Annotated in this window: 16 protein-coding genes and 1 other RNA gene; 6 read left to right on the top strand and 11 right to left on the bottom strand. The window is 62.1% G+C overall.

Annotated elements, in window-relative coordinates; all coding sequences use genetic code 11:
* Window positions 1–25 precede the first annotated feature (25 nt).
* The 7 genes from ffs to AC3A5O_RS14970 all read right to left on the bottom strand — a co-directional run bounded on the left by ffs (window position 26) and on the right by AC3A5O_RS14970 (window position 10192).
* Window positions 26–122: signal recognition particle sRNA small type (gene ffs / locus AC3A5O_RS15000), an RNA gene on the bottom strand.
* Between the two features lie 421 nt (window positions 123–543).
* Window positions 544–894 carry a hypothetical protein gene (locus tag AC3A5O_RS14995; protein ID WP_487753373.1) on the bottom strand — a complete coding sequence of 117 codons (351 nt, stop codon included), beginning with the start codon at window positions 892–894 and terminating at the stop codon, window positions 544–546.
* Window positions 895–1054: 160 nt separating this feature from the next.
* Window positions 1055–2215, bottom strand: a complete 1161-nt coding sequence (locus tag AC3A5O_RS14990) for a zinc-binding metallopeptidase family protein (RefSeq protein ID WP_122567908.1) — start codon at window positions 2213–2215, stop codon at window positions 1055–1057.
* Window positions 2216–2446: 231 nt separating this feature from the next.
* Window positions 2447–4804: an NAD-dependent DNA ligase LigA gene (gene ligA, locus AC3A5O_RS14985; protein ID WP_305483069.1), complete on the bottom strand. Its 2358-nt coding sequence runs from the start codon at window positions 4802–4804 to the stop codon at window positions 2447–2449.
* Window positions 4805–4938: 134 nt separating this feature from the next.
* The gene (gene zipA, locus AC3A5O_RS14980) at window positions 4939–5784 is read right to left on the bottom strand and encodes a cell division protein ZipA (protein ID WP_122567906.1); all 846 of its coding nucleotides are present in this window, start codon (window positions 5782–5784) and stop codon (window positions 4939–4941) included.
* A 258-nt stretch (window positions 5785–6042) separates the two neighbouring features.
* Window positions 6043–9531: a chromosome segregation protein SMC gene (gene smc / locus AC3A5O_RS14975; RefSeq protein WP_460079400.1), complete on the bottom strand. Its 3489-nt coding sequence runs from the start codon at window positions 9529–9531 to the stop codon at window positions 6043–6045.
* A gap of 1 nt (window position 9532) precedes the next feature.
* Complete coding sequence (locus tag AC3A5O_RS14970; RefSeq protein WP_122567904.1) at window positions 9533–10192, bottom strand: GntR family transcriptional regulator; 660 nt, start codon at window positions 10190–10192, stop codon at window positions 9533–9535.
* A gap of 382 nt (window positions 10193–10574) precedes the next feature.
* On the opposite strand from AC3A5O_RS14970, the gene xdhA reads away from it, so the two are divergent.
* The 4 genes from xdhA to guaD all read left to right on the top strand — a co-directional run bounded on the left by xdhA (window position 10575) and on the right by guaD (window position 16710).
* Complete coding sequence (gene xdhA, locus AC3A5O_RS14965; protein ID WP_487753372.1) at window positions 10575–12029, top strand: xanthine dehydrogenase small subunit; 1455 nt, start codon at window positions 10575–10577, stop codon at window positions 12027–12029.
* A complete protein-coding gene (gene xdhB / locus AC3A5O_RS14960) occupies window positions 12022–14421 on the top strand; it encodes a xanthine dehydrogenase molybdopterin binding subunit (protein WP_487753371.1) in 2400 nt (799 codons plus the stop codon). The genes xdhA and xdhB overlap by 8 nt, the downstream gene beginning before the upstream one ends.
* A 122-nt stretch (window positions 14422–14543) precedes the next feature.
* Window positions 14544–15386 carry a xanthine dehydrogenase accessory protein XdhC gene (xdhC, locus tag AC3A5O_RS14955; RefSeq protein ID WP_487753370.1) on the top strand — a complete coding sequence of 281 codons (843 nt, stop codon included), beginning with the start codon at window positions 14544–14546 and terminating at the stop codon, window positions 15384–15386.
* A gap of 19 nt (window positions 15387–15405) precedes the next feature.
* Window positions 15406–16710: a guanine deaminase gene (guaD, locus tag AC3A5O_RS14950; protein WP_487753369.1), complete on the top strand. Its 1305-nt coding sequence runs from the start codon at window positions 15406–15408 to the stop codon at window positions 16708–16710.
* 122 nt (window positions 16711–16832) lie between these two features.
* Here guaD and AC3A5O_RS14945 read toward each other — a convergent pair whose 3' ends face one another.
* On the bottom strand, window positions 16833–17597 hold the full coding sequence (locus tag AC3A5O_RS14945; protein ID WP_003183531.1) for a GntR family transcriptional regulator: 765 nt from the start codon (window positions 17595–17597) through the stop codon (window positions 16833–16835).
* Between the two features lie 324 nt (window positions 17598–17921).
* On the opposite strand from AC3A5O_RS14945, the gene AC3A5O_RS14940 reads away from it, so the two are divergent.
* Window positions 17922–19112: a benzoate/H(+) symporter BenE family transporter gene (locus AC3A5O_RS14940; RefSeq protein ID WP_122567898.1), complete on the top strand. Its 1191-nt coding sequence runs from the start codon at window positions 17922–17924 to the stop codon at window positions 19110–19112.
* 168 nt (window positions 19113–19280) lie between these two features.
* On the opposite strand, the gene AC3A5O_RS14935 is transcribed toward AC3A5O_RS14940, so the two are convergent.
* On the bottom strand, window positions 19281–19625 hold the full coding sequence (locus AC3A5O_RS14935) for a YggL family protein (RefSeq protein ID WP_072407906.1): 345 nt from the start codon (window positions 19623–19625) through the stop codon (window positions 19281–19283).
* A gap of 232 nt (window positions 19626–19857) precedes the next feature.
* Here AC3A5O_RS14935 and dacB point away from each other — a divergent pair, with 232 nt between their 5' ends.
* Window positions 19858–21324: a D-alanyl-D-alanine carboxypeptidase/D-alanyl-D-alanine endopeptidase gene (dacB, locus tag AC3A5O_RS14930; RefSeq protein WP_305470351.1), complete on the top strand. Its 1467-nt coding sequence runs from the start codon at window positions 19858–19860 to the stop codon at window positions 21322–21324.
* Between the two features lie 428 nt (window positions 21325–21752).
* Here the strand turns inward: dacB and AC3A5O_RS14925 are convergent, their stop codons facing one another.
* On the bottom strand, window positions 21753–24137 hold the full coding sequence (locus AC3A5O_RS14925; RefSeq protein WP_487753368.1) for a sensor domain-containing diguanylate cyclase: 2385 nt from the start codon (window positions 24135–24137) through the stop codon (window positions 21753–21755).
* Between the two features lie 141 nt (window positions 24138–24278).
* On the bottom strand, window positions 24279–26549 hold the full coding sequence (gene rlmKL, locus AC3A5O_RS14920; RefSeq protein WP_122567895.1) for a bifunctional 23S rRNA (guanine(2069)-N(7))-methyltransferase RlmK/23S rRNA (guanine(2445)-N(2))-methyltransferase RlmL: 2271 nt from the start codon (window positions 26547–26549) through the stop codon (window positions 24279–24281).
* Window positions 26550–26568 lie beyond the last annotated feature (19 nt).

The raw sequence follows: 26568 nt of genomic DNA, 5'->3' as shown, positions 1-26568 counted from the left end.
GAAGGCCTGGGCGTTATGGAGGCAACCCCACCAGCCACACCCCGGCACACAATGTTCCCGCTGTGGCTGCTTCCTTCCGGATCTGACCAGGTTCACGGGTAATCGTTGCGGGGGGACCGATGGGGTCACCATAACGACGCCCACCTGACGGCGAGCCGCGCCATTGTACCTATCTGGCAAGAAGTTACAACCGTTCGTGCCGGATAAAAAAACTGAAGAGGTTCAAGCACTTGCTGTGGGAACCCAGCTTGCCTGTGATGGCGCCGACACATTCGGCATGGGTTCTGGCTGACCAGCCGCTATCGCGAGCAAGCTCGCTCCCACAGGGGATCTGAAGCGAACACTGGATCTGTGAACACTAGAGACCCCATGTGAGAGCCGAGCTTGTTCGCAATGACGGAGGCTCATTCATCGATTCACCGCCATCGCGAGCAGGCTCGCTCCCACAGGGAACCTGTAGTGAAGTTGTAACAGACTGAACCTTTCAACCAACGACTAATGACTAACTACGACCTTAAATCATGGTTGATATTAAATAATCGGTCACGACGAAGTATTACAAACTACCACTGGACAGAACGCCCCAAACTCACCACTGGAAGCTTGCGCCCGAACTTGAACATTAAAATAGACCGGCCGGGCGCCGCCACTGACGCCTATTTCATGTCGGTACCAACCGCGCCCGTCCGGTTTCACTTGGGTTGCAGGAACAAACTGCGGCTGCCCAGTTGCCACCGCAGTGACTTTAAACGTATGAGCCGCTATCTGATCGGGCCGAGCATTATCCGAGATTTGCCAAGCCAATATAATGCTGTATTTGCTTTGTCCGGCCTGGGCAAGCCGCCGAGGCGCATTGGGAATGGTTGTCGCTTTATCCACGTCATCATGTTTCATAGTATTTTCCTTAATAAATATAGCCATCATCCATGGCGGCCTTAGGGTAAAGGAAAACTTGAATATGAAACTACTATCAAAACAAATAGCATTACTTTAACTTGGCCCAGCGCCCTTATCGAGAATCGACGATGTAATCTGGCGAACAAACACCTGCTAGTTACATCAGCACCTCATCCGCCCGACCACCCTCCTCCTGGATCACCAGATGGATGAAATGCAGCTTGGTGATCACCGCCGCGGGTACGACGAACGGATAGAAATCCGGTTGGCCCATGCTGCGGGACAATTCGTTGAGCATGCCGGCCAGCTCGATCCAGGCGTTGACGAACGAGAGGAACGCCGCACCGCCTGTGTGCTCGGCGTCGTACAAGGTTTCGGGCGGGAACGGTTGGTAGTCGAAATCCATCTCCCGGGCACTCATGCCGAAGCCCAAGGCGGTGTCCACCGCGTCCATCATGTGCAGGTAATGGGCCCAGGTTTCCGCCCAGTCCTCCCACGGGTGCATGGTGGCATAGGCGCTGACGTAGCGGGTTTGCCAATCCAGCGGCGCGCCTTGCTGGTAGTGCCGCTCCAGGGCTTCGGCGTAGCTGGCGCGCTCGTCACCGAACAGTTCGCGAAAAGCCTCGAGCCAGTGGCTGTTGGCAATCAGCCGGTCCCAATAGTAATGCCCCACCTCATGACGAAAATGCCCGAGCAAGGTGCGATACGGCTCGCGCATCTGCTGGCGCACGTATTCACGATGGGCGTCGTCCGCCTCTTTGATGTCGAGGGTGATCAGCCCGCTGGCATGGCCGGTCATTGGCGATTTGCCGTCGGGGTCGACGCCGATGAAGTCGAAAGCCAGGCCGATAGTTTCGTCGACGGTTTTCGGGATGACCGGCAAGCCGAAGGTAATCAGCTGCGCGACCAGCCGACGCTTGGCGGTCTCGACCTTGCGCCAACGCTCAGGGTTTTCCGGAATCGACAGGTCGGGGATGGTGCGATTCAGGCTGCAGGCGATGCACAGGGTATCGCGCCCATTGTCCGGCAGCAGCCAATTGCAGGCAGCCGGGGTGTCGAGGTTGGCGCAACGGCGGAACAGCCCGGCGTGCGGATCGGCATCCAGCGTCCAGGTGTCGGGCTGCTCACCGGGTTGCAAGGACGACAGGCGACTCTGCTCGGGTTGATACCCCAGGGCCGCCAGGCAGGCCAGGCATTGGCTGTTGCGAAAGAACAACGACTGGCCGCAGCGGCACGACCAGACCTTGCTGTTACGTGACCGATCGCCCAGGAACGGCGCGGCGATGCGTGAGCTCAGTTGTTCGAAGAAGCGGTACATGGCGATCTCTCCCTGGAGCCTGCAAGACTAGATCACCTTACGTTCATGATCGTTCCAAAGCGCTGCGTCATAGCGCCGATCAACCGTGGCGAGGGAGCTTGCTCCCGCTCGGCGGCGCAGCCGTCGCAAAACCGGCCAATGCGGTCCACCAGGAGGATTGGGTCGCCCCGATTGGGGCGGCTGCGCCACCCAGCGGGAGCAAGCTCCCTCGCCACAAAAAGCCGAGCACCCTCAGAGTGCGACGCCATGCCCTGTCAGGAAATCGACAAAGGCTTGTTCATCCAGCACCTTGAGCCCCAGCTCATTGGCCTTGGTCAGTTTCGAACCCGCCCCCGGCCCGGCCACCACACAATGGGTTTTCGCCGACACGGAACCGGCGACCTTCGCCCCCAGGCTCTCCAGCTTGTCCTTGGCAACGTCGCGACTCATCAGCTCCAGCGAACCGGTCAGCACCCAGGTGTGCCCTGCTTCGGGCAAGCCTTCGACGACTTTCCTCTCGCTTTGCCAATGCATACCGAAATCGCGCAACTGTTGTTCCGCTGCTTCGGCCTGCTGACGGTTGGCAGCAATGGCGAAAAACTCGCGTACGGCGTTGGCCTGCTTTTCCGGCAGCGCCTGGCGCATGTCCAGCCAGTCGGCGCTCATCACCCCTTCGAGGGAGCCGAACTTGTCCGCCAGTTTCTGCGCCCCGCCCGGTCCGACCGAAGGAATGTGCAGCTTGTCGAGAAAGCCGCCCAAGGTAGTGCTGGCGGAGAACTCGGCGCCCAACTCGCCCTGATCCTGGATCTCGAGACCGTGACGCAGCAGGTCCTTGATCACCTGGCGATTGTGCGGGTCTTCGAAGAAGCTGTGGATCTCGTGGGCGACTTCCAGGCCGACGTCAGGCAAGTACGTGAGCACCTGGGGCAACGCCGCCTGCACGCGCTCCAGCGAACCGAGGGAGCGGGCCAGGACCTTGGCGGTCTCCTCGCCCACGTCCGGGATGCCAAGGGCATAGATGAAACGCGCCAGGCTCGGTTTTTTGCTGTCGACGATGGCGGCCAGCAGGTTCTTGCTCGACAGTTCGGCGAAACCTTCCAGGTCGACCACCTGTTCGAAGGTCAGGGCATACAGATCGGCAGGCGAACCCACCAACCCCTCATCCACCAGTTGCTCGACGCTCTTCTCGCCCAGGCCTTCGATGTCCATGGCCCGACGCGAGACGAAATGGATAATCGCCTGCTTGAGCTGCGCGCCACAGGCCAGGCGACCAACGCAGCGGTACACCGCACCTTCGCTGACGGTTTCACGGCCCTTGCTGCGTTTGATCAATTGCGTGCGCTCGACGTGGGAGCCGCAGACCGGGCATTGCTGGGGTACTTCCACCGGGCGGGCGTTTTCCGGGCGGCGCTCGGTGACGACCTGCACCACCTGCGGGATCACATCCCCGGCGCGACGGATGATCACCGTGTCGCCGATCATCACGCCCAGGCGCGCCACTTCGTCCATGTTGTGCAAGGTGGCGTTGGCCACGGTCACGCCAGCGACTTTTACCGGTTTGAGACGGGCCACAGGGGTCACCGCCCCCGTGCGGCCGACCTGGAACTCGACGTCGAGCAACTCGGTGAGTTCTTCAGTGGCGGGAAACTTGTGGGCGATGGCCCAACGCGGTTCCCGAGCGCGGAAACCGAGCTCGCGCTGCGAGGCGATGCTGTTGACCTTGAACACCACACCGTCGATCTCGTAGGGCAGCGCGTTGCGTCGCTCGCCGATGTCACGGTAGTAATCCAGGCATTCATCGATGCCGTGGGCCAGCTTCAACTCACGGCTGATGGGCATGCCCCAGGCCTTGAGTTGCTTGAGATTGCCGATATGGGTGTCGGCGATGTCCGACGTCACCTGGCCGATGCCGTAGCAACAGAACTCCAGGGGACGGTTGGCCGTGATCCTGGAATCGAGCTGACGCAGGCTGCCGGCCGCCGCGTTGCGCGGGTTGGCAAACGTCTTGCCGCCCACCTCCAACTGCGTGGCGTTGAGACGCTCGAAGCCGGCCTTGGACATGTACACCTCGCCGCGCACTTCCAGCAGCGGTGGCCAACCAGTGCCTTGCAACTTGAGGGGAATGTTGCGCACGGTGCGCACATTGACGCTGATGTCCTCGCCCGTGGTGCCGTCACCGCGGGTGGCACCACGCACCAGCATGCCGTCCTGATACAACAGGCTGACCGCCAGGCCATCGAGCTTCGGCTCGCAGCTGTATTCCACCGCCGCGCCACCACCCAGCAAATCGCCCATGGGCAGGTCGAGACCTTCCGTCACCCGGCGGTCGAATTCACGCATGGTGGTTTCATCGAAGGCGTTGCCCAGGCTGAGCATCGGGATCTCATGGCGCACCTGGCTGAACGCCGACAGCGCCACGCTGCCGACCCGCTGGGTCGGGGAATCGCTGGTGACCAGTTCCGGGTGCTGCTCTTCCAGGGCCTTGAGCTCGTGGAACAGACGGTCGTACTCGGCGTCCGGGATGCTCGGTTCATCGAGGACGTGGTAACGGTAGTTGTGCTGGTCCAGCTCGGTGCGCAGCTGTTGGATGCGGGATTCGACGGCATTCATGGGGTGTTCTCTCATAAAGCAAAAGAGCAGCCTGGGCTGCTCATTTTTTCAAGACTTTTTTGGGGGGGCTTCGCCCCCAGCGGGAGCAAGCTCCCTCGCCACAAAAAGCCCTAGCCATAAAGACTCTGGCGACTTTAGCGCTTCTGCGTCAGTGCCCGGCGCTCGAATTCGACGATGCGCTGGCGGTAATGCTCGATGGTCTGGGCGGTCAGCACGCTGCGCTGGTCATCCTTCAGTTCGCCATTGAGCTCCTGGGACAGCTTGCGAGCCGCGGCCACCATCACGTCGAAGGCCTGTTTGGGATGACGCGGGCCAGGCAGGCCGAGGAAGAAGCTCACCGCCGGCGTGCTGAAATGATCGATGTCGTCCAGATCGAACACACCGGGCTTGACCGCGTTGGCCATGGAGAACAGCACCTCGCCGTTGCCGGCCATGCTTTCGTGACGGTGAAAAATGTCCATCTCGCCGAAACGCAGGCCGCTTTCGAGGATGTTCTGCAGCAACGCCGGGCCCTTGAAGCCGGCCGGGTCGCGGCAGATGACGCTGATCACCAGCACTTCTTCAGCCTGGGCCTGGTCCTTGTCGACGCTCGGGGTCTTGCTCTCGTCCGGGAAGTCGCCGTCGCGACTGCTGAAGCTCGGCCCGCCATCCAAGTCGAGGTTCAGGTTCAAATCACCCTGGGACGGCTCGCTGTTGCGCTTGCCGCGCTTGGAACCTGTCTCCCGTGGCTCACGGGCAGGCGCGCTCATCGACGGCAAGTCGTGTTCATCCAGCTGCGGCTCCTTGTGGGTGTCCAGCACCCGCGGCGGGCCCAGCAGTTCGGCGCTGTCATCCTCATCGGGCAGGTTCGACAGGCTGCGATCCAGGCGAAACTTCAGTTTCCCCTTGCCGCCGCGCATGCGACGCCAGCCGTCGAAAAGAATACCGGCAATGACAATGATGCCGATGACGATCAGCCACTCGCGCAGACCGATTTCCATGTAATCCCGTGCCTCTATAAAAATGCTGAAAAATAAGGGGCTTAGCTATTTGCAAACCGCTTTAAAACGTGGCGCCAACTCTATGTTCTGAATGGCGTTTTGCCCACGCATACGAAAAATTGACATTAAACTAGCACGACCAAAGATAACTTTACACCGTCTGTCGCATAGGCTTGTGCCCAATCTGTGAATTGAACATCAGCCACCAGGGTAAAAAATACCTACAGCGTTCGAAGCAGAAGCCCTACAACCGGTTCTTCAGGCATCCACCAGAGCCATGGCCTCCTCCACATCCACCGCCACCAGTCGCGAACAGCCCGGCTCGTGCATGGTCACCCCCATCAACTGATCGGCCATTTCCATGGCGATCTTGTTGTGGGTGATGTAGATGAACTGCACCGTTTCAGACATCTCCTTCACCAGCCGTGCGTAACGGCCTACGTTGGCGTCGTCCAATGGCGCGTCGACTTCGTCGAGCATGCAGAACGGCGCCGGGTTCAATTTGAAAATGGCAAAGACCAGGGCCAGCGCTGTCAGCGCCTTTTCGCCGCCGGAGAGCAAATGGATGGTGCTGTTCTTCTTGCCAGGAGGACGCGCCATGATTGTCACCCCTGTATCGAGTAAATCTTCGCCCGTCAGTTCCAAGTAGGCGCTGCCACCACCGAAAACTTTTGGAAAAAGTGCCTGCAAACCGCCGTTGATCTGATCAAAGGTATCCTTGAAGCGGTTGCGGGTTTCCTTGTCGATCTTGCGGATGACGTTTTCCAGGGTCTCCAGCGCTTCCACCAGATCATCGTTCTGGGCGTCCAGGTAGCGCTTGCGCTCGGACTGCTGCTGGTACTCGTCGATGGCCGCCAGGTTGATTGCCCCCAGGCGCTGGATGCGCTGGGCAATGCGTTCCAGTTCTTCCTCGGCATCCTTCTCGTTCGCTCCGGCCACCAGCGTGGCGAGCACGCCATCGAGGTCGTAGCCGTCTTCCAGCAACTGGTCCTGCAAGGCTTTGCGCCGCACCGTCAGGGCTTGCCACTCCATGCGTTGCTGTTCCATCTGGCCGCGGATCAGTTGGGATTGCTGCTCGGCCTGGCTGCGGCGCTTTTCGGCGTCGCGCAGTTCGCGGTCGGCGTCCTCCAAGGCGATCTGCGCGGTCTTGAGTTCTTCGTCGACGCTCATGCGCTTGTCGAGCAACTCCTCGAGCTTGAGACGCAGCTCTTCCAGCGGCGCCTCGCCCTCCTCCAGATTGAGGCTTAACTGCTCGCGTTTTTCGGTCAGGCGCTCGGACTGCATTTCCAGCCGTTCCAAGGCCTGGCGCGTGGAATCGTGCTGGGCCTTGAGCGAGCCCAGGCGCACCGCCAACTGATGGGCATGGTCCTTGTGCTGGCGCGCTTCCTGGCGCACCCGGTCCAGGCGCTCACGCAAGCTGTCACGCTGGGCCAGCAGCAACTCGCGCTGCTCGGTGTCCAGCGCCATGGCATCGAGGGCTTCTTGCAGTTGCAAGCGCGCCTCGCCGATCTGTTCGTGCTCCAGCGCCCGCTGCTCGCCCAGTTCGGCGATCTCTTCATCGAGGCGGGTGCGGCGCAGCGCCAGTTGTTCAACCTTGGCCTTGCCGGCCGACAACTGCGCCTTGAGCTCGCCTTGCTGGCGCGCTTCATCCTGCAACAGCCGCCGCAGGTGCTCGCGGCCGTTCTCCTGCTGACGCTGTTGCGCCCGCAGGTTTTGCAATTCGGTTTCCAGGGCTTCGACGCTGGCCTCACGCTCTTCGCGCTCGGCGCCCAGGCGCTGAATTTCCTGGCCGCGGGCGAGCATGCCGCTTTCGGCTTCGCTGGCCCGGCGCACCCGCAGGAAATGCCGGCCAACCCAATACCCGTCACGACTGATCAGGCTTTCGCCGGCCGCCAATTGCCCACGCAGGGCCAAGGCCTGTTCAAGGCTGTCCACCGGTTTGACCTGCCCGAGCCAGGGCGACAGGTCGACCTGGGCCTCGACCTTGTCCAGCAAGCTGCCGGGGATTCGCACGCCGTCGCCGGCCGGGCTGAGCAGACGCAGATCGCCCTGGGTGAAGCCCGACAGGTCGAAGCCGCCGAAGTCATCCACCAGCACCGCTTGCAGGTCGGCCCCCAGCACGGTTTCCACCGCCAGCTCCCAACCGGCATCGACCTTCAGGCCCTCGGCCAGTCGCGGACGCTCGGCCAAGTGCTGGTCGCGCAGCCATTCGGCGGCGCCAGTGCCCGGATCCAGCGCCGCTTGCTGCAAGGCCTCCAGCGAAGCCAGGCGCCCATTGAGCCGCTGCAACTCACCCTGGCCCTGCTGCTGGTTCTGCAAGGCCAATTGCAAGGCCTGGCGCAGTTGCTCAAGGCGTTCGACTTGGGCGTCTTCGCTGGCCTGCAGGTCTTCGAGGGTGGCTTCGCTGGTCGCCAGCTGCTCGCTCAGTTCCAGGATCGCGGCGTCTTCCGGGTCAGCCGCGAGCAACGCGCGTTCTTCGGACAAGCGGCGCTGACGTTCGGCCAGGCGCTCCATGCTGCTTTCCAACTGCTGGATGCGCGACTGCTGGACTTCAGCCTGACGCCGCGGCTCGGCCGAGGTCAGGTTGAAACTATCCCACTGCTCTTGCCAGCCATGCATGGTCAGTTCGGCTTCTTCCAAGGCCGCGGCAGCCTCTTCGGCGGCGGCGCTGGTGATTTCCTGCTCCGGCGTCAGCCTGTCCAGCTCTTCGCCGAGGGTCAACAGCAGGGTGCGGTCGTGGCCCAGGTGGGATTCGGTTTCCAGGCGCGCCCGCTCGGCTTCCTTCAAATCATCCTGCAACTGCCGCAGCCGTTGCTGCCCATGCTGGATGCTCTGCTCGACCCGGGCGATGTCACCCCCCACGGAATAGAAGCGCCCTTGCACCAGATTGAAGCGCTCGGACAGATCATGGTGGCCGTCGCGCAGGCGCTCGATGGCGGCGTCTGCATTACGCTGCTCGGCCACCAGGGCTTCGAAGCTGACTTCCTGGTTGCCGATGATCGCCTCACGCTGGCCGACCTGCTCGTTCAACGCCTGCCAGCGCAGGGCCGACAGTTGGGCCTTGAGCTGGCGCTCCTCGCCCTTGTATTCCTGGTACTTTTTCGCGGCCTCGGCCTGACGGTGCAGACGTTCAAGCTGGCGTTCGAGTTCTTCGCGCAGATCGGTCAGGCGTGCCAGGTTTTCGTGAGTGCGACGAATGCGGTTTTCGGTCTCGCGCCGTCGCTCCTTGTATTTGGAAATACCGGCGGCTTCTTCGATGAAATTGCGCAGGTCTTCGGGCTTGGCTTCGATCAGCTTGGAGATCATGCCCTGTTCGATGATCGAGTAGCTGCGCGGGCCCAGGCCGGTGCCGAGGAAAATGTCGGTGATGTCGCGACGCCGGCACTTGGTACCGTTGAGGAAATAGCTGTTCTGGCTGTCGCGGGTCACTTTGCGACGAATGGAGATTTCCGCATAGGCCGCGTATTCGCCCACCAGGGTGCCGTCGGAGTTATCGAACACCAGCTCGATGCTCGCCTGGCTCACCGGCTTGCGACTGGTGGAGCCGTTGAAGATGACGTCGGTCATCGACTCGCCGCGCAGGTTCTTGGCCGAACTTTCGCCCATCACCCAGCGCACGGCGTCGATGATGTTCGACTTGCCGCAACCATTGGGCCCGACCACCGCCGCCATGTTACTGGGGAAGTTCACCGTGGTCGGGTCGACGAAGGATTTGAACCCCGCCAACTTGATGCACTTGAGCCGCACGTCAGGCCGCCGTCAGGGCAGCAACCACCAGATCGCAACTGCGCTGGGCGTAAGCCGTGAGCACGATGCGGATCTGCGGCAAATCACGGGCCAGCACGGCGGCGAGCAGGCGCTGGAACAGGTCGAGGAATTCGCTCATTTCCGCCTTGCGCTGCTCCAGGGCCAGGAAATAGGCGCGGCTCATGGCCGGTTGCAGGTTCTCGACGGTTTCCTGCAGGTACGGGTTGTTGGCAAACGGATAGGCGGCGCGCATCACGCTGAAGCTTTCATCGACGAAAGTGCGAATGTCCTGGCGTGCGTAGGCGTCCTTGAGACGCTGCTGGATCGCCACGAACGGCGCCATGTCGGCCTGTTCTTTCCAACCATGGGCCACGGCGTTGCCCAGCAGGATGTACAGCTCGCTCATCAACGCGCAGAGGCTGCGCACCTTGTGCTCGGTGAGTTCGGTGACGTGGGCGCCACGGCGCGGCAGGATCGCGATCAAATGGCGTCGCTCCAGGATCAGCAAGGCCTCGCGGACCGAGCCGCGGCTGACGTTGAGCGCCAGCGTGACCTTCTGCTCCTGGATGCGCTCTCCCGGTTTCATTTCGCCGCGAATGATGCGTTCGGCGAGGTGATGGGCGATTTGCTCGGCGAGGCTGTCCGGGGCCTTGAACGTCATGGTTGTCCTTCAAACTCTTCGATTTGCACAAGCGGCGCAGTGTAGCGCACTCAATACGTCATGGCGCAGGGCCTGTAGCGGGTTTTTGGCACGATTCAAGCAAAAAAGTTTGAGCCTTCACCTTGAAACCAAACCTGTGGAAGAACCTGTGGGAGCGAGCTTGCTCGCGATAGCGGTCTGTCAGCTTGCATCCATACTGAATGTACCGCCGTCATCGCGAGCAAGCTCTGCTCCAACAGGGTTCTACAGTGTCCATAGATGGTTGTTTATCGACTAGACGGATTTTCTTGACCCTTAAGTCAGAAAATCGTTGACCGAAAAGTCAGACCTGATAAATTCAGGCTCACGTCGATACAACAATAATGAGTCTGCGAGGCCTTCCGTGATCCAGTTTTTACTCAACCAGGAACTCCGTAGCGAGCACGCCCTGGACCCGAACCTGACCGTGCTCAACTATTTGCGCGAACACGTTGGTAAACCAGGCACCAAGGAAGGCTGCGCTAGTGGCGACTGTGGTGCGTGCACCGTGGTGGTGGGCGAATTAGAAACGGACGCGAATGGCCGCGAACGCATTCGCTACCGCAGCCTCAATTCGTGCCTGACCTTCGTCTCGTCCCTGCACGGCAAGCAACTGATCAGCGTCGAAGACCTCAAGCACCAGGGCCAATTGCACAGCGTCCAGCAAGCCATGGTCGATTGCCACGGTTCGCAGTGCGGCTTCTGCACACCGGGCTTCGTCATGTCGCTGTTCGCCCTGCAAAAAAACAGCGAACGACCCGACGCCCACCAGGCCCACGAAGCCCTGGCCGGCAACCTGTGCCGTTGCACCGGCTATCGGCCGATCCTGGCCGCCGCCGAGCAGGCCTGCTGTGACAAGCCAGCGGACCAGTTCGACGCCCGCGAGGCCGAGACCATCGCCCGCCTCAAAGCCATCGCCCCGACCGAGACTGGCGAGCTCAACAGCGGCGACAAACGCTGCCTGGTGCCACTGACCGTGGCCGACCTGGCCGACCTCTACGACGCTTATCCCCAGGCGCGCCTGTTGGCCGGCGGCACCGACCTGGCCCTGGAAGTCACCCAGTTCCACCGCACCCTGCCGGTGATGATCTACGTGGGCAACGTCGCCGAACTCAAGCGTGTCGAACGCTTTGACGATCGCCTGGAGATCGGCGCCGCCACGGCGCTGTCCGATTGCTACGGGGCCCTGAAAGCCGAATACCCGGACTTTGGCGAATTGCTGCAACGCTTTGCCTCGCTGCAAATCCGCAACCAGGGCACCCTGGGCGGCAACATCGGCAATGCCTCGCCGATTGGCGACTCGCCGCCCCTGCTGATCGCCCTCGGTGCGCAGATTGTGCTGTGCAAGGGCCAGACCCGTCGCACCCTGGCCCTGGAAGACTATTTCATCGACTACCGGGTCACCGCCCGCCAGGAAAGCGAATTCATCGAAAAAGTCATCGTGCCCCGGGCCAGTGCCGAACAGGCGTTCCGCGCCTACAAGGTGTCCAAGCGTCTGGACGATGATATTTCCGCGGTGTGCGCGGCGTTCAACCTGCGCATCGACAACGGCGTGGTCCGCGATGCCCGCGTGGCCTTCGGCGGCATGGCCGCCACACCGAAACGCGCCAAGCATTGTGAAGCCGTCTTGATCGGTGCGCCGTGGACCGACAGCACCGTCGAACGCGCCTGTATCGCCCTGGCCGAGGACTTCACACCGCTGTCGGATTTCCGCGCCAGCAAGGAATACCGTCTGCTCAGTGCCCGCAACCTGTTGCGCAAATACTTCATCGAACTGCAAACGCCGCACATCGAGACTCGGGTGACCGCTTATGTCTAACCATCACGCCGTAGAGAAGACCCAAGCCGAACTGGCCGAACTGTTCGCCCGCGACCTCACCACTGGCGTGGGCCGCAGCGTCAAGCATGACAGCGCCGCCAAGCATGTGTCCGGCGAGGCGCAGTACATCGATGACCGCCTGGAATTCCCGAACCAGTTGCACGTCTATGCCCGGCTTTCGGACCGCGCCCACGCCCGGATCATCCGCATCGATACCGCGCTCTGCTACGCCTTCGAAGGCGTGCGCATCGCCATTACCCATGCAGACATCCCGGGGCTGAAGGACATCGGCCCGCTGTTGCCCGGCGACCCGCTGCTGGCCATCGATGATGTGCAGTTCGTCGGCCAACCGGTGCTGGCCGTCGCCGCCAAGGATCTTGAGACGGCACGCAAGGCGGCCATGGCCGCAATCATCGAATACGAAGACCTGGAACCGGTGCTGGACGTGGTTGAGGCCTTGCGCAAGCGGCATTTCGTGCTCGACAGCCACACCCACCAGCGCGGCGATTCGACCACAGCGCTGGCAAGCGCCGAACATCGCATTCAAGGCTCGCTGCACATCGGCGGCCAGGAGCATTTTTACCTGGAAACCCAGATTTCCTCGGTGATGCCCACCGAAGACGGCGGCATGATCGTCTACTGCTCGACCCAGAACCCCACCGAAGTGCAGAAACTGGTGGCCGAGGTGCTGGGCGTGTCGATGAACAAGGTCGTGGTGGACATGCGCCGCATGGGCGGCGGCTTTGGCGGCAAGGAAACCCAGGCCGCCAGCCCCGCGTGCCTGTGTGCGGTCATCGCACACCTCACTGGTCAGCCAACCAAGATGCGCCTGCCCCGCGTGGAAGACATGCTGATGACCGGCAAGCGCCATCCCTTCTACATCGAATACGACGTGGGTTTCGACAGCACCGGACGCCTGCAAGGCATCGCCTTGGAACTGGCCGGCAACTGCGGTTGCTCGCCGGACTTGTCGGCCTCGATTGTCGACCGGGCGATGTTCCACGCCGACAACGCCTATTACCTGGGCAATGCGACCATCAACGGCCACCGCTGCAAGACCAACACCGCGTCTAACACCGCTTACCGGGGTTTCGGCGGCCCCCAAGGCATGGTCGCCATCGAAGAGGTGATGGATGCCATTGCCCGGCATCTGGGGCTCGATCCGCTGGCAGTGCGCAAGGCCAACTATTACGGCAAGACCGAACGCAACGTCACCCATTACTACCAGACCGTCGAGCACAACATGCTCGAGGAAATGACCGCCGAGCTTGAACAAAGTAGCCAGTACACCGAGCGCCGTGAAGCGATCCGTCGCTACAACGCAGGCAGCCCGATCCTGAAAAAAGGCCTGGCGCTGACACCGGTGAAATTCGGCATTTCGTTCACCGCCAGCTTCCTCAACCAGGCCGGCGCCTTGATCCATGTCTACACCGACGGCAGCATCCACCTCAACCACGGCGGCACCGAAATGGGCCAGGGCCTGAACACCAAGGTCGCTCAGGTGGTGGCCGAGGTGTTCCAGGTGGAAATGGACCGCGTGCAGATCACCGCGACCAACACCGACAAGGTGCCGAATACCTCGCCCACCGCGGCCTCCAGCGGCGCCGACCTGAACGGCAAGGCGGCACAGAATGCCGCCGAAACCATCAAGCGGCGCCTGGTGGAGTTCGCTGCGCGGCAGTACAAGGTCAGCGAAGAAGACGTGGAATTCCACAACGGCCATGTGCGGGTGCGCGATCACATCCTGACGTTCGAGGCCCTGGTTCAGCAGGCGTATTTCGCCCAGGTCTCGCTGTCGAGCACCGGCTTCTACAAGACCCCGAAAATCTACTACGACCGCAGCCAGGCCCGTGGCCGGCCGTTCTATTACTACGCCTATGGCGCGGCCTGTGCCGAGGTGATCGTCGACACCCTCACCGGCGAGTACAAGATGCTGCGCACCGACATCCTCCACGACGTCGGTGCCTCGCTGAACCCGGCCATCGACATCGGCCAGGTCGAGGGCGGCTTCATCCAGGGCATGGGCTGGCTGACCATGGAAGAGCTGGTGTGGAACGACAAGGGCAAGCTGATGACCAACGGTCCGGCCAGCTACAAGATCCCCGCCGTAGCCGACATGCCCCTGGATCTGCGGGTCAAGCTGGTGGAAAACCGCAAGAACCCCGAAGACACCGTGTTTCACTCCAAGGCCGTGGGCGAACCGCCGTTCATGCTCGGCATCGCCGCGTGGTGCGCCATCAAGGACGCCGTGGCGAGCCTGGGGGATTACCGGCACCAACCGAACATCGATGCGCCAGCGACACCGGAGCGGGTGTTGTGGGGGTGTGAGCAGATGCGGGGGCTAAAAGCGCTCAAGGCCGAGAAGGCTGAAGCCGAAGTGGCTTCGCTCTAGACCGCGGCGCGGCCATCGCGAGCAAGCTCGCTCCCACAGGGGATTTGTGAATACCGACCCAATGCGGGAGCGAGCTTGCTCGCGATGAGGCCCGAACAGACAACAGAGATGTCGAGGTGAATATGTACAACTGGATCAGCGCCCTCGCCGACCTGCAAACCCGCGGCGAACCCTGCGTGCTGGTGACGATTATCGAAGAGCTCGGCTCCACCCCGCGCAACGCCGGTTCGAAGATGGTCATCAGCGCCAGCCAGACATTCGACACCATCGGTGGCGGGCACCTGGAATACAAGGCCATGGAAATCGCCCGGAACATGCTTGCCAGCGGCCAGCAGAACACCCATCTGGAGCGCTTCAGCCTCGGTGCGAGCCTGGGCCAGTGCTGCGGCGGCGTCACCGTGTTGCTGTTTGAACCCATGGGCCAGGTCCAGGCGCAGATCGCCGTGTTCGGCGCCGGCCATGTCGGCCGCGCCCTGGTGCCGCTGCTGGCGAGCCTGCCCTGCAAGGTGCGCTGGATCGACTCGCGGGAAGCGGAGTTCCCCGAACACCTGCCCCACGGCGTGCACAAGATCGTCACCGAAGAGCCACTGGATGAAGTCGACGAATTGCCCGCCGGCAGCTACTGCATCGTCATGACCCACAACCACCAGCTCGACCTGGAACTGAGCGCCGCGATCCTCAAGCGCAACGACTTCGCCTACTTCGGCGTGATCGGCTCGAAAACCAAGCGGGTCAAGTTCGAACATCGCCTGCGCGATCGTGGTTTCGACAGCAGCACCTTGCAACGCATGCGTTGCCCGATGGGCATCGGCGAAGTCAAAGGCAAGCTGCCTGTGGAAATCGCCATCTCCATCGCCGGCGAAATCATCGCCACCTATAACGCCGATTTCGGCCAGCACACCGTGCGCGCCGAACCGATTGCCAAGCTGCTGCCGGCTTCGCGCCGCAGCCAGGCGAACCGTTGAACACTCGTTGAGAACTCCCATGCCCCTGACACGCAAAGCCTACCGCGCCGCCCTGCTCCACAGCCTCGCCGACCCGGCCGAAGTCGGTATCGAGGCGTCCTATGAATATTTCGAAGACGGTTTGCTGGTGGTGGAAAACGGCCAGATCAGCGCCATCGGCCACGCCCACGACCTGCTGCCCACCCTGGCGGCGGATATCGAAATCGCCCACTACCCGGACGCGCTGATCACGCCGGGTTTGATCGACACCCACATCCACCTGCCGCAAACCGGCATGGTCGGCGCCTATGGCGAGCAATTGCTGGACTGGCTCAACACCTACACCTTCCCCTGCGAGAGCCAGTTCGCCGACAAGGCCCATGCCGAGGCGGTGGCGGATATTTTCGTCAAGGAACTGCTGCGCAACGGCACCACCACCGCGCTGGTGTTCGGCAGCGTGCATCCGCAGTCGGTGAATGCGTTTTTCGAAGTGGCCCAGAAGCTCGACCTGCGGATGATCGCCGGCAAGGTGATGATGGACCGCAACGCCCCGGACTACCTGACCGACACTGCCGAATCCAGCTACACCGAGAGCAAGGCGCTGATCGAGCGCTGGCACGGCAAGGGCCGGCTGCACTACGCCGTGACCCCGCGTTTCGCCCCCACCAGCACCCCGGAACAACTGGCCCTGGCCGGTCAGTTGCTGGGGGAATACCCCGACTTGTACATGCAGACTCACATCAGTGAGAACCTGCAAGAAGTGCAGTGGGTCAAGGAACTGTTCCCGGAGCGCAAGGGCTACCTGGACGTCTACGATCACTACCAACTGCTCGGCGAGCGCTCGGTGTTCGCCCACGGCGTGCACCTGTGCGATGACGAATGCGCGCGCCTGGCCGAGACCGGTTCGGCCATTGCCTTCTGCCCGACCTCGAACTTTTTCCTTGGCAGCGGCCTGTTCAACCTGCCGATGGCCGAGAAGCACAAGGTGAACGTAGGACTGGGCACAGACGTGGGTGGCGGCACCAGTTTTTCGCTGCTGCAAACCCTGAACGAAGCCTACAAGGTGATGCAGCTGCAGGGCGCACGGCTGAGCCCGTTCAAGTCGCTGTACCTGGCCACCCTCGGCGGCGCCCGGGCCCTGCGCCTGGAGGACAAGATCGGGACGTTGCAGCCGGGGACGGACGCGGATTTCCTGATATTGGACTACAACGCCACGCCGCTATTGAGCTATCGCCTCAAGCAGGCCAAGGACATTGCCGAGCGGTTGTTCGTGTTGATGACGCTGGGGGATGATCGGACGGTGGCGCAGACTTATGCGGCGGGTCGGTTGGTGCATCAGCGCTAGATTTCAGCGTCTGTTGGATTGCCATCGCGAGCAAGCTCGCTCCCACAGTGGATTTGTGTCGTTCACATACCCCTTGTGGGAGCGAGCTTGCTCGCGATTGGCGGCACGACTGATTCAACCCATCAAAGCTTGGCCGTCGACCGCCCCGGTTTCTTGCTCTGCAACAAATGCGAGAACACCGCGTGCAAGTCATCCGACGCGCTTTCTTCGTCGAGGTTGAGCTTGCTGTCGATGTGGTCCATGTGATGCATCATCAGGTCCACCGCCAATGTCGCATCGCGCGCCTCGATGGCGTCGATCAACTGCGTGTGTTCGTCGTAGGAACAGTGGGACCGGTTGCCGCTTTCGTACTGGGCGATGATCAGCGACGTCTGGGACACGAGGCTGCGCTGGAAACTGATCAGCGGGGCGTTCTTCGCCGCTTCGGCCAGCTTGAGGTGGAACTCGCCCGACAGACGGATGCCGGCACCGCGGTCACCGCGGGAAAAACTGTCGCGCTCGTCGCTGACCATCTGCCGCAGCTCAGCCAGTTGTTCGGCGGTAGCGTGCTGCACCGCCAACTCGGTGATCGCCCTCTCCACCAGGCGCCGGGCCATGAACACCTGGCGGGCCTCTTCGACACTCGGGCTCGCCACCACGGCACCGCGATTGGGCCGCAGCAACACCACGCCTTCGTGGGCCAGGCGTGACAACGCCCGGCGGATGATCGTGCGGCTGACCCCGAAAATTTCCCCCAGCGCCTCTTCGCTCAACTTGGTACCGGGCGCCAGGCGTTGTTCGAGGATGGCCTCGAAGATATGCGCATAGACAATATCGTCCTGGGTTCCGCTGCGGCCGGCTTTACCAGCTCGCGGTTGTTTCTTGAGGGGCTGCAACTGTTCGTTCATGGGCACTCGAGTCGGGAGAACTGCGGCGAATTGACCGTGACTGTAATACGGCACAGCGGGTCGCTGGCAAGTATCGCGTAAAAAACAGCTCGATTGTACACAACCTCTGATGGCAACACGACTGTACGGCTGTTTGCGGGCATGGCTGTATTGCAATCGCTCACAGGGTTGAGTTTAGGCTTAAACCCACAATTCTGTGACACCTGTGGGAGCAAGGCTTGCCCGCGATAAAGCTGACGTAATGCCTTGGAATCGAGGCGTTCTCATCGCGGGCAAGCCTTGCTCCCACAGACGCATAACCTACAACAAGGAACACCGCCCACCATGACCGAAGTCACGACCACACCACTTCGTCCATTGGCCGACACCTCGCCTTCGGCCATCGTCGCCGGGTTCATCGCCATGATGACCGGCTACACCAGCTCCCTGGTGCTGATGTTCCAGGCCGGACAGGCGGCAGGGCTCACCAGCGGGCAGATTTCCTCGTGGATCTGGGCGATTTCCATCGGCATGGCGGTATGCACCATCGGGCTGTCGCTGCGCTATCGCACGCCGATCACCATCGCCTGGTCGACACCCGGCGCGGCGCTGCTGATCACCAGCCTGGGCGGTGTGAGTTACGGCGAGGCCATCGGCGCCTATATCACCTGTGCAGTCCTGGTGACGATCTGCGGCCTGACCGGCAGTTTCGAGCGTTTGGTCAAGCGCATTCCGGCCTCGCTGGCGGCGGCGTTGCTGGCGGGCATCCTGTTCAAGATCGGCAGCGAGATCTTCGTCGCCACCCAGCATCGCACCGGCCTGGTGCTGGGGATGTTTTTCACCTACCTGATCGTCAAGCGCCTGTCGCCGCGCTACGCGGTATTGGCGGCACTCTTGATCGGTACGGCGCTGTCGGGCCTGCTGGGGCTGTTGGACTTCAGCGGCTTTGCCCTGGAAGTCGCGACGCCGGTCTGGACCACGCCGCACTTTTCCCTGGCGGCCACCATCAGCATCGGCATCCCGCTGTTCGTGGTGGCGATGACCTCTCAGAACATGCCTGGCATCGCCGTGTTGCGGGCCGACGGTTACACCGTGCCGGCCTCGCCGCTGATCACCAGCACCGGCATCGCCTCGCTGCTGCTGGCGCCGTTCGGCTCCCATGGCATCAACCTGGCGGCCATCAGCGCGGCCATCTGCACCGGCCCCCACGCCCACGAAGATCGCAACAAACGCTACACGGCGGCGGTCTGGTGCGGGATTTTCTACGGGATCGCCGGGGTGTTCGGCGCGACGCTGGCGGCGTTGTTCGCGGCGCTGCCCAAGGAACTGGTGCTGTCCATCGCCGCGCTGGCGCTGTTCGGCTCGATCATCAATGGGTTGAGCATCGCCATGAGCGAAGTGAAGGAACGGGAAGCGGCGCTGATCACCTTCATGGTCACGGCGTCGGGGATGACGCTGTTCTCCATCGGTTCGGCGTTCTGGGGGATTGTGGCGGGGGTGTTGACCTTGCTCATCCTGAACTGGCGCAACGCCTGACAGCTTTTAAGAGCATCGCGAGCAAGCTCGCTCCCACAGGGAATTTGTGTCGTTCACATCACCACTGTGGGAGCGAGCTTGCTCGCGATGGCGACCTGAAGGACAACACCTACCCAACAGACAGGCACAAAAAAACCGGCGCCCAAACGGGCTGCCGGTTTTTGAACATCAAGCGACCGGATTGATCGGCTTTTCCGGGTACCAGACGTCCATCAGCGGGCTGACTTCCACGCTGGTCAGCTCAGGACGCGCCTTGAGCCAGGCTTCAACGGCAGCACGCTGCTCTTCGGTGACCGAGCCACGCTTCTGCAGGCAAACCAGACCGTAGTCGTCGCCGCCGACGTAGCCCAGGCCATTGGCTTCCATGGCTTCTTTCAGGAAAGCGTCGAGGAAAGCGTCAATAGCCTCATCGGCCAGATCTTCTTTGAAATCCAGGTTCAGTTCGAAACCCAGCTCTTGAAATTCATCCACGCACAGTTTTTTGCGCAGACGCTGGGAACGGTTAGTCGCCATTGGAACAATCCTCATAAGTAATAACGGCCGGCACTTTACCAGTTTGGCTCGTCGATTGCCCGACTGATCGGGGCGTATCGGCCTACCGTCGGTAAAAAATAGCAGCCGAAGGGCTCAGGCACGGCCCAAGCCGTTGCGGCTTGGGGCATAATGCCGACACTTTCATGACCGTTGAGGACGTTCATTTTCATGTCCTCGTTTTTTCCCCCTCGCCCGTAGGGTTCTATTTCAAATGATCAAATCTTTGCGTCCACTGCTTCTGGCCAGCCTTCTTCTTCCCCTGGCCCTCCCTGTCACCGCCCACGCCGCCACGATCAACACTGCCCTGTCGCCCAACGTGCAAAAGGCCCTCAAGGCCAGCAAGCTGCAGAACGACGCCCTGTCCCTGGTGATGGTGCCGCTCAATGGTCCCGGCACCCCGACCTTGTACAACGCCGACGTCTCGGTCAACCCCGCTTCCACGATGAAACTGGTGACCACCTACGCGGCCCTGGAAATGCTCGGCCCCAATCACCAGTGGAAAACCGAGTTCTACACCGACGGCACCCTCAGCGGCGGGATCCTCAACGGCAACCTATACCTCAAGGGCGGCGGCGATCCCAAGCTGAACATGGAAAAACTCTGGTTGCTGATGCGCGACCTGCGGGCCAACGGCGTGCAGCAGATCACCGGCGACCTGGTCCTGGACCGCAGTTTCTTCATCCAGCCGCAACTGCCCGAATTCAACGACGACGGCAACGACGAAAACAAGCCATTCCTGGTCAAGCCCGACTCGTTGCTGGTCAACCTCAAGGCCCTGCGCTTCGTCGCCCGCAACGACGGCGGCCGGGTCCTGGTGTCGGTGGAACCGCCGATTGCCAGCATCCGCATCGAAAATCAGGTCAAGGCGGTCAATTCCAAACAATGCGCCGGCGGCGTGCGCTACAACCCGGTGCCACAGGCGGACGGCAGCGTGACGGTGACCGTCGGCGGCCAGCTCGGTGACGGTTGCAGCTCCCAGACCTACCTGTCGCTGCTGGACCATGCCACCTACACCGCTGGCGCCGTGCGGGCGATCTGGAAGGAACTGGGCGGCAGCATCCAGGGCAAGGACCGCCTGGCCGCTACCCCGAGCAACGCCAAGGTGCTGGCCCGGGCATTCTCTCCGGACCTGGCGGAGATCATCCGCGACATCAACAAATACAGTAACAACACCATGGCCCAGCAACTGTTCCTGAGCCTCGGCGCGCAGTTCCGTAACGAAGCCGACGGCGATGACGCCAAGGCCGCGCAACGGGTGGTGCGCCAGTGGCTGGCCAAGAAAGGCATCACCGCACCGCACTTGGTAATGGAGAACGGCTCCGGCCTGTCCCGCGCCGAGCGGGTCAGCGCCCGGGAAATGGCCGCGATGCTGCAAGCCGCCTGGCGCAGCCCGTATTCGGCGGAGTTCATCAGTTCGATGCCAATTGCCGGCACCGACGGCACCATGCGCAGGCGCCTGAAGACCACCGCCATGGCCGGCGAGGCCCACGTCAAGACCGGGACCCTGAACACCGTCCGCGCCATCGCCGGCTACAGCCGCGACATCAATGGCAACACCTGGGCGGTGGTGGCGATCCTCAACGATCCGAAGCCATGGGGCGCTTCGTCAGTGCTGGACCAGGTGTTGCTGGACCTGTACCGCCAGCCGAAACTGCCACAGACGGCTTCGGTGCTCTGACCCCCGACTCACCACAGATTCAGTGGTGATCAGAGGTACAAATGTGGGAGCGAGCCTGCTCGCGATGCGGTCGGTCAGCAAACATCGATGCTGAATGACATACCGCTATCGCGAGCAAGCTCGCTCCCACAGTGGATCTGTGTCGAACACGAATGTTGGGCCCACTGAAGATCAAGTGTGGGAGCGAGCTTGCTCGCGATTCGGTCGGTCAGTTGATGGGGATGTGGCTGGCCTGACGCTATCGCGAGCAAGCTCGCTCCCACAGGGGATTTGTGTCGAGCACAGATTTTTTGCCCACTGAAGATCAACTGTGGGAGCGGGCTTGCTCGCGAAGGCGGCGTGTCAGCCAATGCAATGCTTGAATGTTACACCGCATTCGCGAGCAAGCCCGCTCCCACACCTTTCGCCCCCAGACCCGGCCAAAATGGCTAACCCAACTGCGTCTCGACCCGGTCCCGCCCGGCCTGCTTGGCCGCGTACACGCCTGAATCGGCCCTGAGCAGCAGCGCATCGGCGCCCTCCCCGGCACGCCAAGTGGCGATGCCGAAGCTGGCGGTGACAACGCCCACATCGTCGATGGGCGCAGCCCGCAAGCCTTCCCACAGCTCCAGCGCCAGAGAGTAGGCGCTGTCACTGTCAGTGTCCGGACACAGCACCACGAACTCTTCCCCACCCAACCGACAGAACACATCGGTGCGGCGCAACCGTTGGGCGATGCGCTGGCAGACCGCCTGCAACACCCGGTCGCCCACCGCATGGCCGTGCTGGTCGTTGATGCGCTTGAAGTGGTCGATGTCGAGCATGATGACCGCCAGCCCCCCCGAACCGCGCTCAACCCGGACCATCTCCGAGGTCAGCCGCTCCTGGAAATAACGACGGTTGCGAATGCCGGTCAAAGCGTCGGTCACGGACAAGGCCCGTAGTTCTTCTTCCACCCGTTTCAAGTCGGAAATATCCGAGATGTAGCCGTGCCACAACACCCCACCGCCGGGCAACTCCTCGGGTGTGGCCTCGCCGCGCACCCAGCGCAGGCCGCGTAAAGGCAATTGCACCCGGTACTCTTCCCGCCACGGGCTCAAGGTATGGGCCGAAGCACGAATCGAAGCACGGACGCGGGTGCTGTCCAACGGGTGAATACGCGAGAAAATAGCCTCGGCGTTCTGCACCAGTACGTCGGGTTCCAGCTCATAGATGTCACGAATACCGTCGCTGGCATAGATCACGCTGAAGCGATCATTGAAATCCATCTTGAACTGGTAAATCCCCCCGGGCACGTGGGCGCTGAGCTTTTTCAGCAACAGATCACGGGCCGCCAGCGCTTCGTGAACGCGCTTGCGTTCGGTGATGTCGATGCAGATCGCCAGGTGCCCGACCCACAACCCCTGGTCATCGAGCATCGGTGTAGCCAGCATGTTCACGGTCAGATGGCTACCATCGCGACGCACCAGCGTCCATTCCCGCGCCTGTTGTCCACCCTGTTCGCCGCCCTCGAGCAACATCGCGTGGCAGGTGGGAATCGGTTTGCCAAAACGCGCGCCAAGCTGGGCGGCCCGAGCCTGGAGTTCGCGCGGCACATGCAAGCTCTCCAGGGTCATGCTTTGCAGCACCTCGCAACTCGGGTAGCCGAGCATCTGTTCGGCGCCGACGTTGAAGGTGGTGATGACCCCGCGCAGGTCCGTGGCGATGATCGCGACCTGGGTCGCGGCATCCAGCACGCCGCGCAATTGGCCATGAGTACCGCGCAGCTCCTGCTCCCGGGCGCGCAGTTCACGGGTGCGTTGCTCGACCAGTTTCAAGGCCCGCTGCCGCTGGCTGACCAGCACATAGAGCAAGGCGCTGAGCAGCAGGCTGAGCAAGCCGCCGAGTATCACCAGGCTGGTGACCGAAGAATGATTGGTCGACAGGAATACCCGGCTGGGCCGTAACTCCACCCGATAGTCGTGATCGGCCAGACGTAACAGGCGGGTCGCCGACAAATCGCTCTGGCCCGGCTGGTTGCGGGATTCGAACAGCGTCTGCGCACCGTTTTCGGCAGACAGGTCCACGACCCGCATCGACAGATTGTCGTGACTGGACGCCGGCAGTCCGTCGCCCACCAGTTGCGACATACTGATAGCCGCCACCACGTAGCCGAACGGTTCATTGGCCGATTCCCTGATGACTGGCGCGACCAGCAATATTCCGTGGGTAGACACCGGGTCGCCGTCCATCAAGTCCAGCGGTTGCGAGGCCACCAGCCCGCCGCGCTGGCGAGCCCGCTGGAGGGTGGCACGGCGCAAGGGTTCGGAAAGCAGATCCAGGCCCAGCGGTGCACCGTAGGGAGTCCGGCTCTGGATGTAGAGCACCGGAACGTACTCGTCCCGTTCGGCGGCCTGCCGCAGGCCACCGTTGCCATCCGCCTCGCGGATCGCAAATTGAGCGGCTCCTTCGGCCTGCACCTGCTGTTCGAACGCTTGCCGTTCGTCGCGAAGTACCCTGGGCGCCCAGACGAAGGCCCGGGTACGGCGCAACAGCGCGTCGGCGTAGCCACGGAATTCTTGGTTGGAAACGTCTTCGGAGTTGGCAAAGAAGCGCCCGAGGCTGCCGAGGAGTAGCTCCTCGTCCTGGAATTGTTCCTCGATGCGGCTGAAGCGTTCCTCAACGTGCAACTCGAAGCGCTGGCGCAATTGCTGATTGAACAGGTTCGTCATCGCCCAGCTCAACACGCCGGTCAGGAAGGTACCGGCCAGCAGCACCAGCGAAGCCACCAGCCAGGCCGACACATCTTCGCTGATAAAGCCCAGGATTCTGGGGCGCACCTGATGCAATGCCATAAACACAACCCGCAAAGGGACCAGGCATAGATACAACCCTGGACACAGCCTAAGTTATAGCTATTCGCCATCACTTTAGCCAGCCCCAAACGAGGCTAGAAGCCCTGAATTACAAGGCTTCGTGGATCCAATCAGGCCCAGTCAACGCGCCATGATTTTCCAGGCACGGTGGATCTTGCCGTTGCGGGCGAAATCCGGATCAATCGTCTTGGCGGTGATTTCTTCCACCGCATAGCGCTCGCCGAGGTTGTCCTCGAGTTGGAACTTGCGGAAGTTGTTGGAGAAATACAGCACACCGCCCGGGGCCAGGCGCGCCATGGCCAGGTCCAGCAACTGCACGTGATCGCGCTGCACGTCAAACACGCCTTCCATGCGCTTGGAGTTGGAGAAGGTCGGCGGGTCGATGAAGATCAGGTCGTACTCGTCACGACTGGCTTCCAGCCATGCCATCACGTCACCCTGCTCCAGGCGGTTCTTGTCGGAAAAACCATTGAGCGACAAGTTGCGTCGCGCCCAGTCCAGGTAGGTTTTCGACAAGTCGACACTGGTGGTGCTCCGGGCACCGCCCTTGGCCGCGTGGACGCTGGCGGTCGCCGTGTAGCAGAACAGGTTGAGGAACCGCTTGCCGGCTGCCTCTTTCTGGATCCGCAGGCGCATCGGCCGATGATCGAGAAACAGCCCGGTGTCCAGGTAGTCGGTGAGGTTGACCAACAGCTTCACGCCGCCTTCGTTGACCTCGGTGAACTTGCCCTGGGCGCTCTGGCGCTCGTACTGCTTGGTGCCGCTCTGACGCTCGCGACGCTTGATCACCACCCGGCTCTTGTCGACGTTCAGCGCCTGGGGAATCGCCGCCAGGGCGTCGAACAAACGGGCCGAGGCCTTTTCCGGGTCGATGGATTTCGGCGCGACGTATTCCTGGACGTGAACCCAGTCGTGGTACAGGTCGATGGCCATGGAGTATTCCGGCATGTCAGCATCGTAGACCCGGTAGCAGTCCACACCTTCACGCTTGGCCCATTTACTCAGCAACTTGAGGTTCTTTTGCAGGCGATTGGCGAACATCTGCCCGCCTTCGCTCAACCGCGCCTGCTCGACCACCGGGGCCGGCGCCGGCGCCGGTTTGATCGGGTTACCGTTCTTGTTGTACTGGCGCTCTTGCGGTACTTCGGGGGCTTGATCATAGGCGGCCTGTTCGCGCTCGGCCTGGCGTTGCTCCGGAGTACGTCGCTCGCCAGTGACGAACTGGTCCGGCAGGACCTTGATCAGCAACAACTTGCACGGCAAGGCGCCGTTCCAGAACGAATACTGCTTGTGACTGCGAATCCCCATGCGCTTGCCCAGGTCCGGCGCACCGGTAAACACCGCCGCCTCCCAGTTCAGGCACGCCTGGCGCAGGCGCTCGCCCAGGTTCTGGTAGAGATAAAGCAGGCTGGCTTCGTCGCCCAGACGCTCGCCGTACGGCGGGTTGCAGATCACCAGGCCTTTCTGGTTCTGATCCGGACGCGGTTCGAAGGTGGCAACTTCGCCCTGATAAATCTTGATCCACTCGCTCAGGCCCGCCCGCTCGACGTTGTTGCGGCCCGGTTGGATGAGCCGTGGGTCGGCTTCGTAGCCGCGAATCCACAACGGCGGCTTGGCCAGCCCGGCGGCGGCGCGTTCGCTGGCCTCTTCGTGGAGCTTCTTCCACAACGCCGGCACGTGGCCGAGCCAGGCGGTGAAGCCCCACTGCTGGCGACGCAGGTTCGGCGCCATGTCGGCGGCGATCATGCCGGCTTCCACCAGGAACGTGCCGACACCGCACATTGGGTCGGCCAGCGCCCCGCCTTCAGCGGCAATGCGCGGCCAACCGGCGCGGATCAGGATCGCGGCGGCGAGGTTTTCCTTCAGCGGCGCGGCGCCTTGCTGCAGGCGATAACCGCGCTGGTGCAGGCTGTGGCCGGAAAGGTCGAGGGAGAGGATCGCTTCGCCACGGTCCAGGCGCAGGTGGATGCGCAGGTCCGGATTGAGCTTGTCGATGGACGGCCGCTCGCCCGATGGCGTGCGCAGCTTGTCGACGATGGCATCCTTGACCTTCAAGGCGCCGAAGTGGGTGTTGTCGATGCCCGAACCATGACCGCTGAACTCCACTGCCAAGGTGCCATCGGCCAGCATATGGTCTTGCCAGTCGACATCCAGCACACCGTGGTACAGGTCTTCGGCATCCTTCATCGGGAAGCGCTTGAGCACCAGCAACACGCGGTTGGCCAGGCGCGACCACAGGCACAGGCGATAAGCCGTTTCCATGTCGGCCATGCCGCGCACGGCCGAGGTGTGCTCGCGCGCCTCTTCAAGGCCAAGCCCGACGGCTTCCTCGATCAGCAGGCCTTCGAGGCCCTTGGGGCAGGTGAGGAAGAGTTCGAAACGATCGGACATGGGGTTTCCAGAGCCTTTG

It is taken from the genome of Pseudomonas sp. Soil_N_39 (assembly GCF_057655955.1).
The sequence above is the reverse complement of the archived record's forward strand: the minus strand, read 5'-3'. Positions and strand labels throughout refer to the sequence as shown.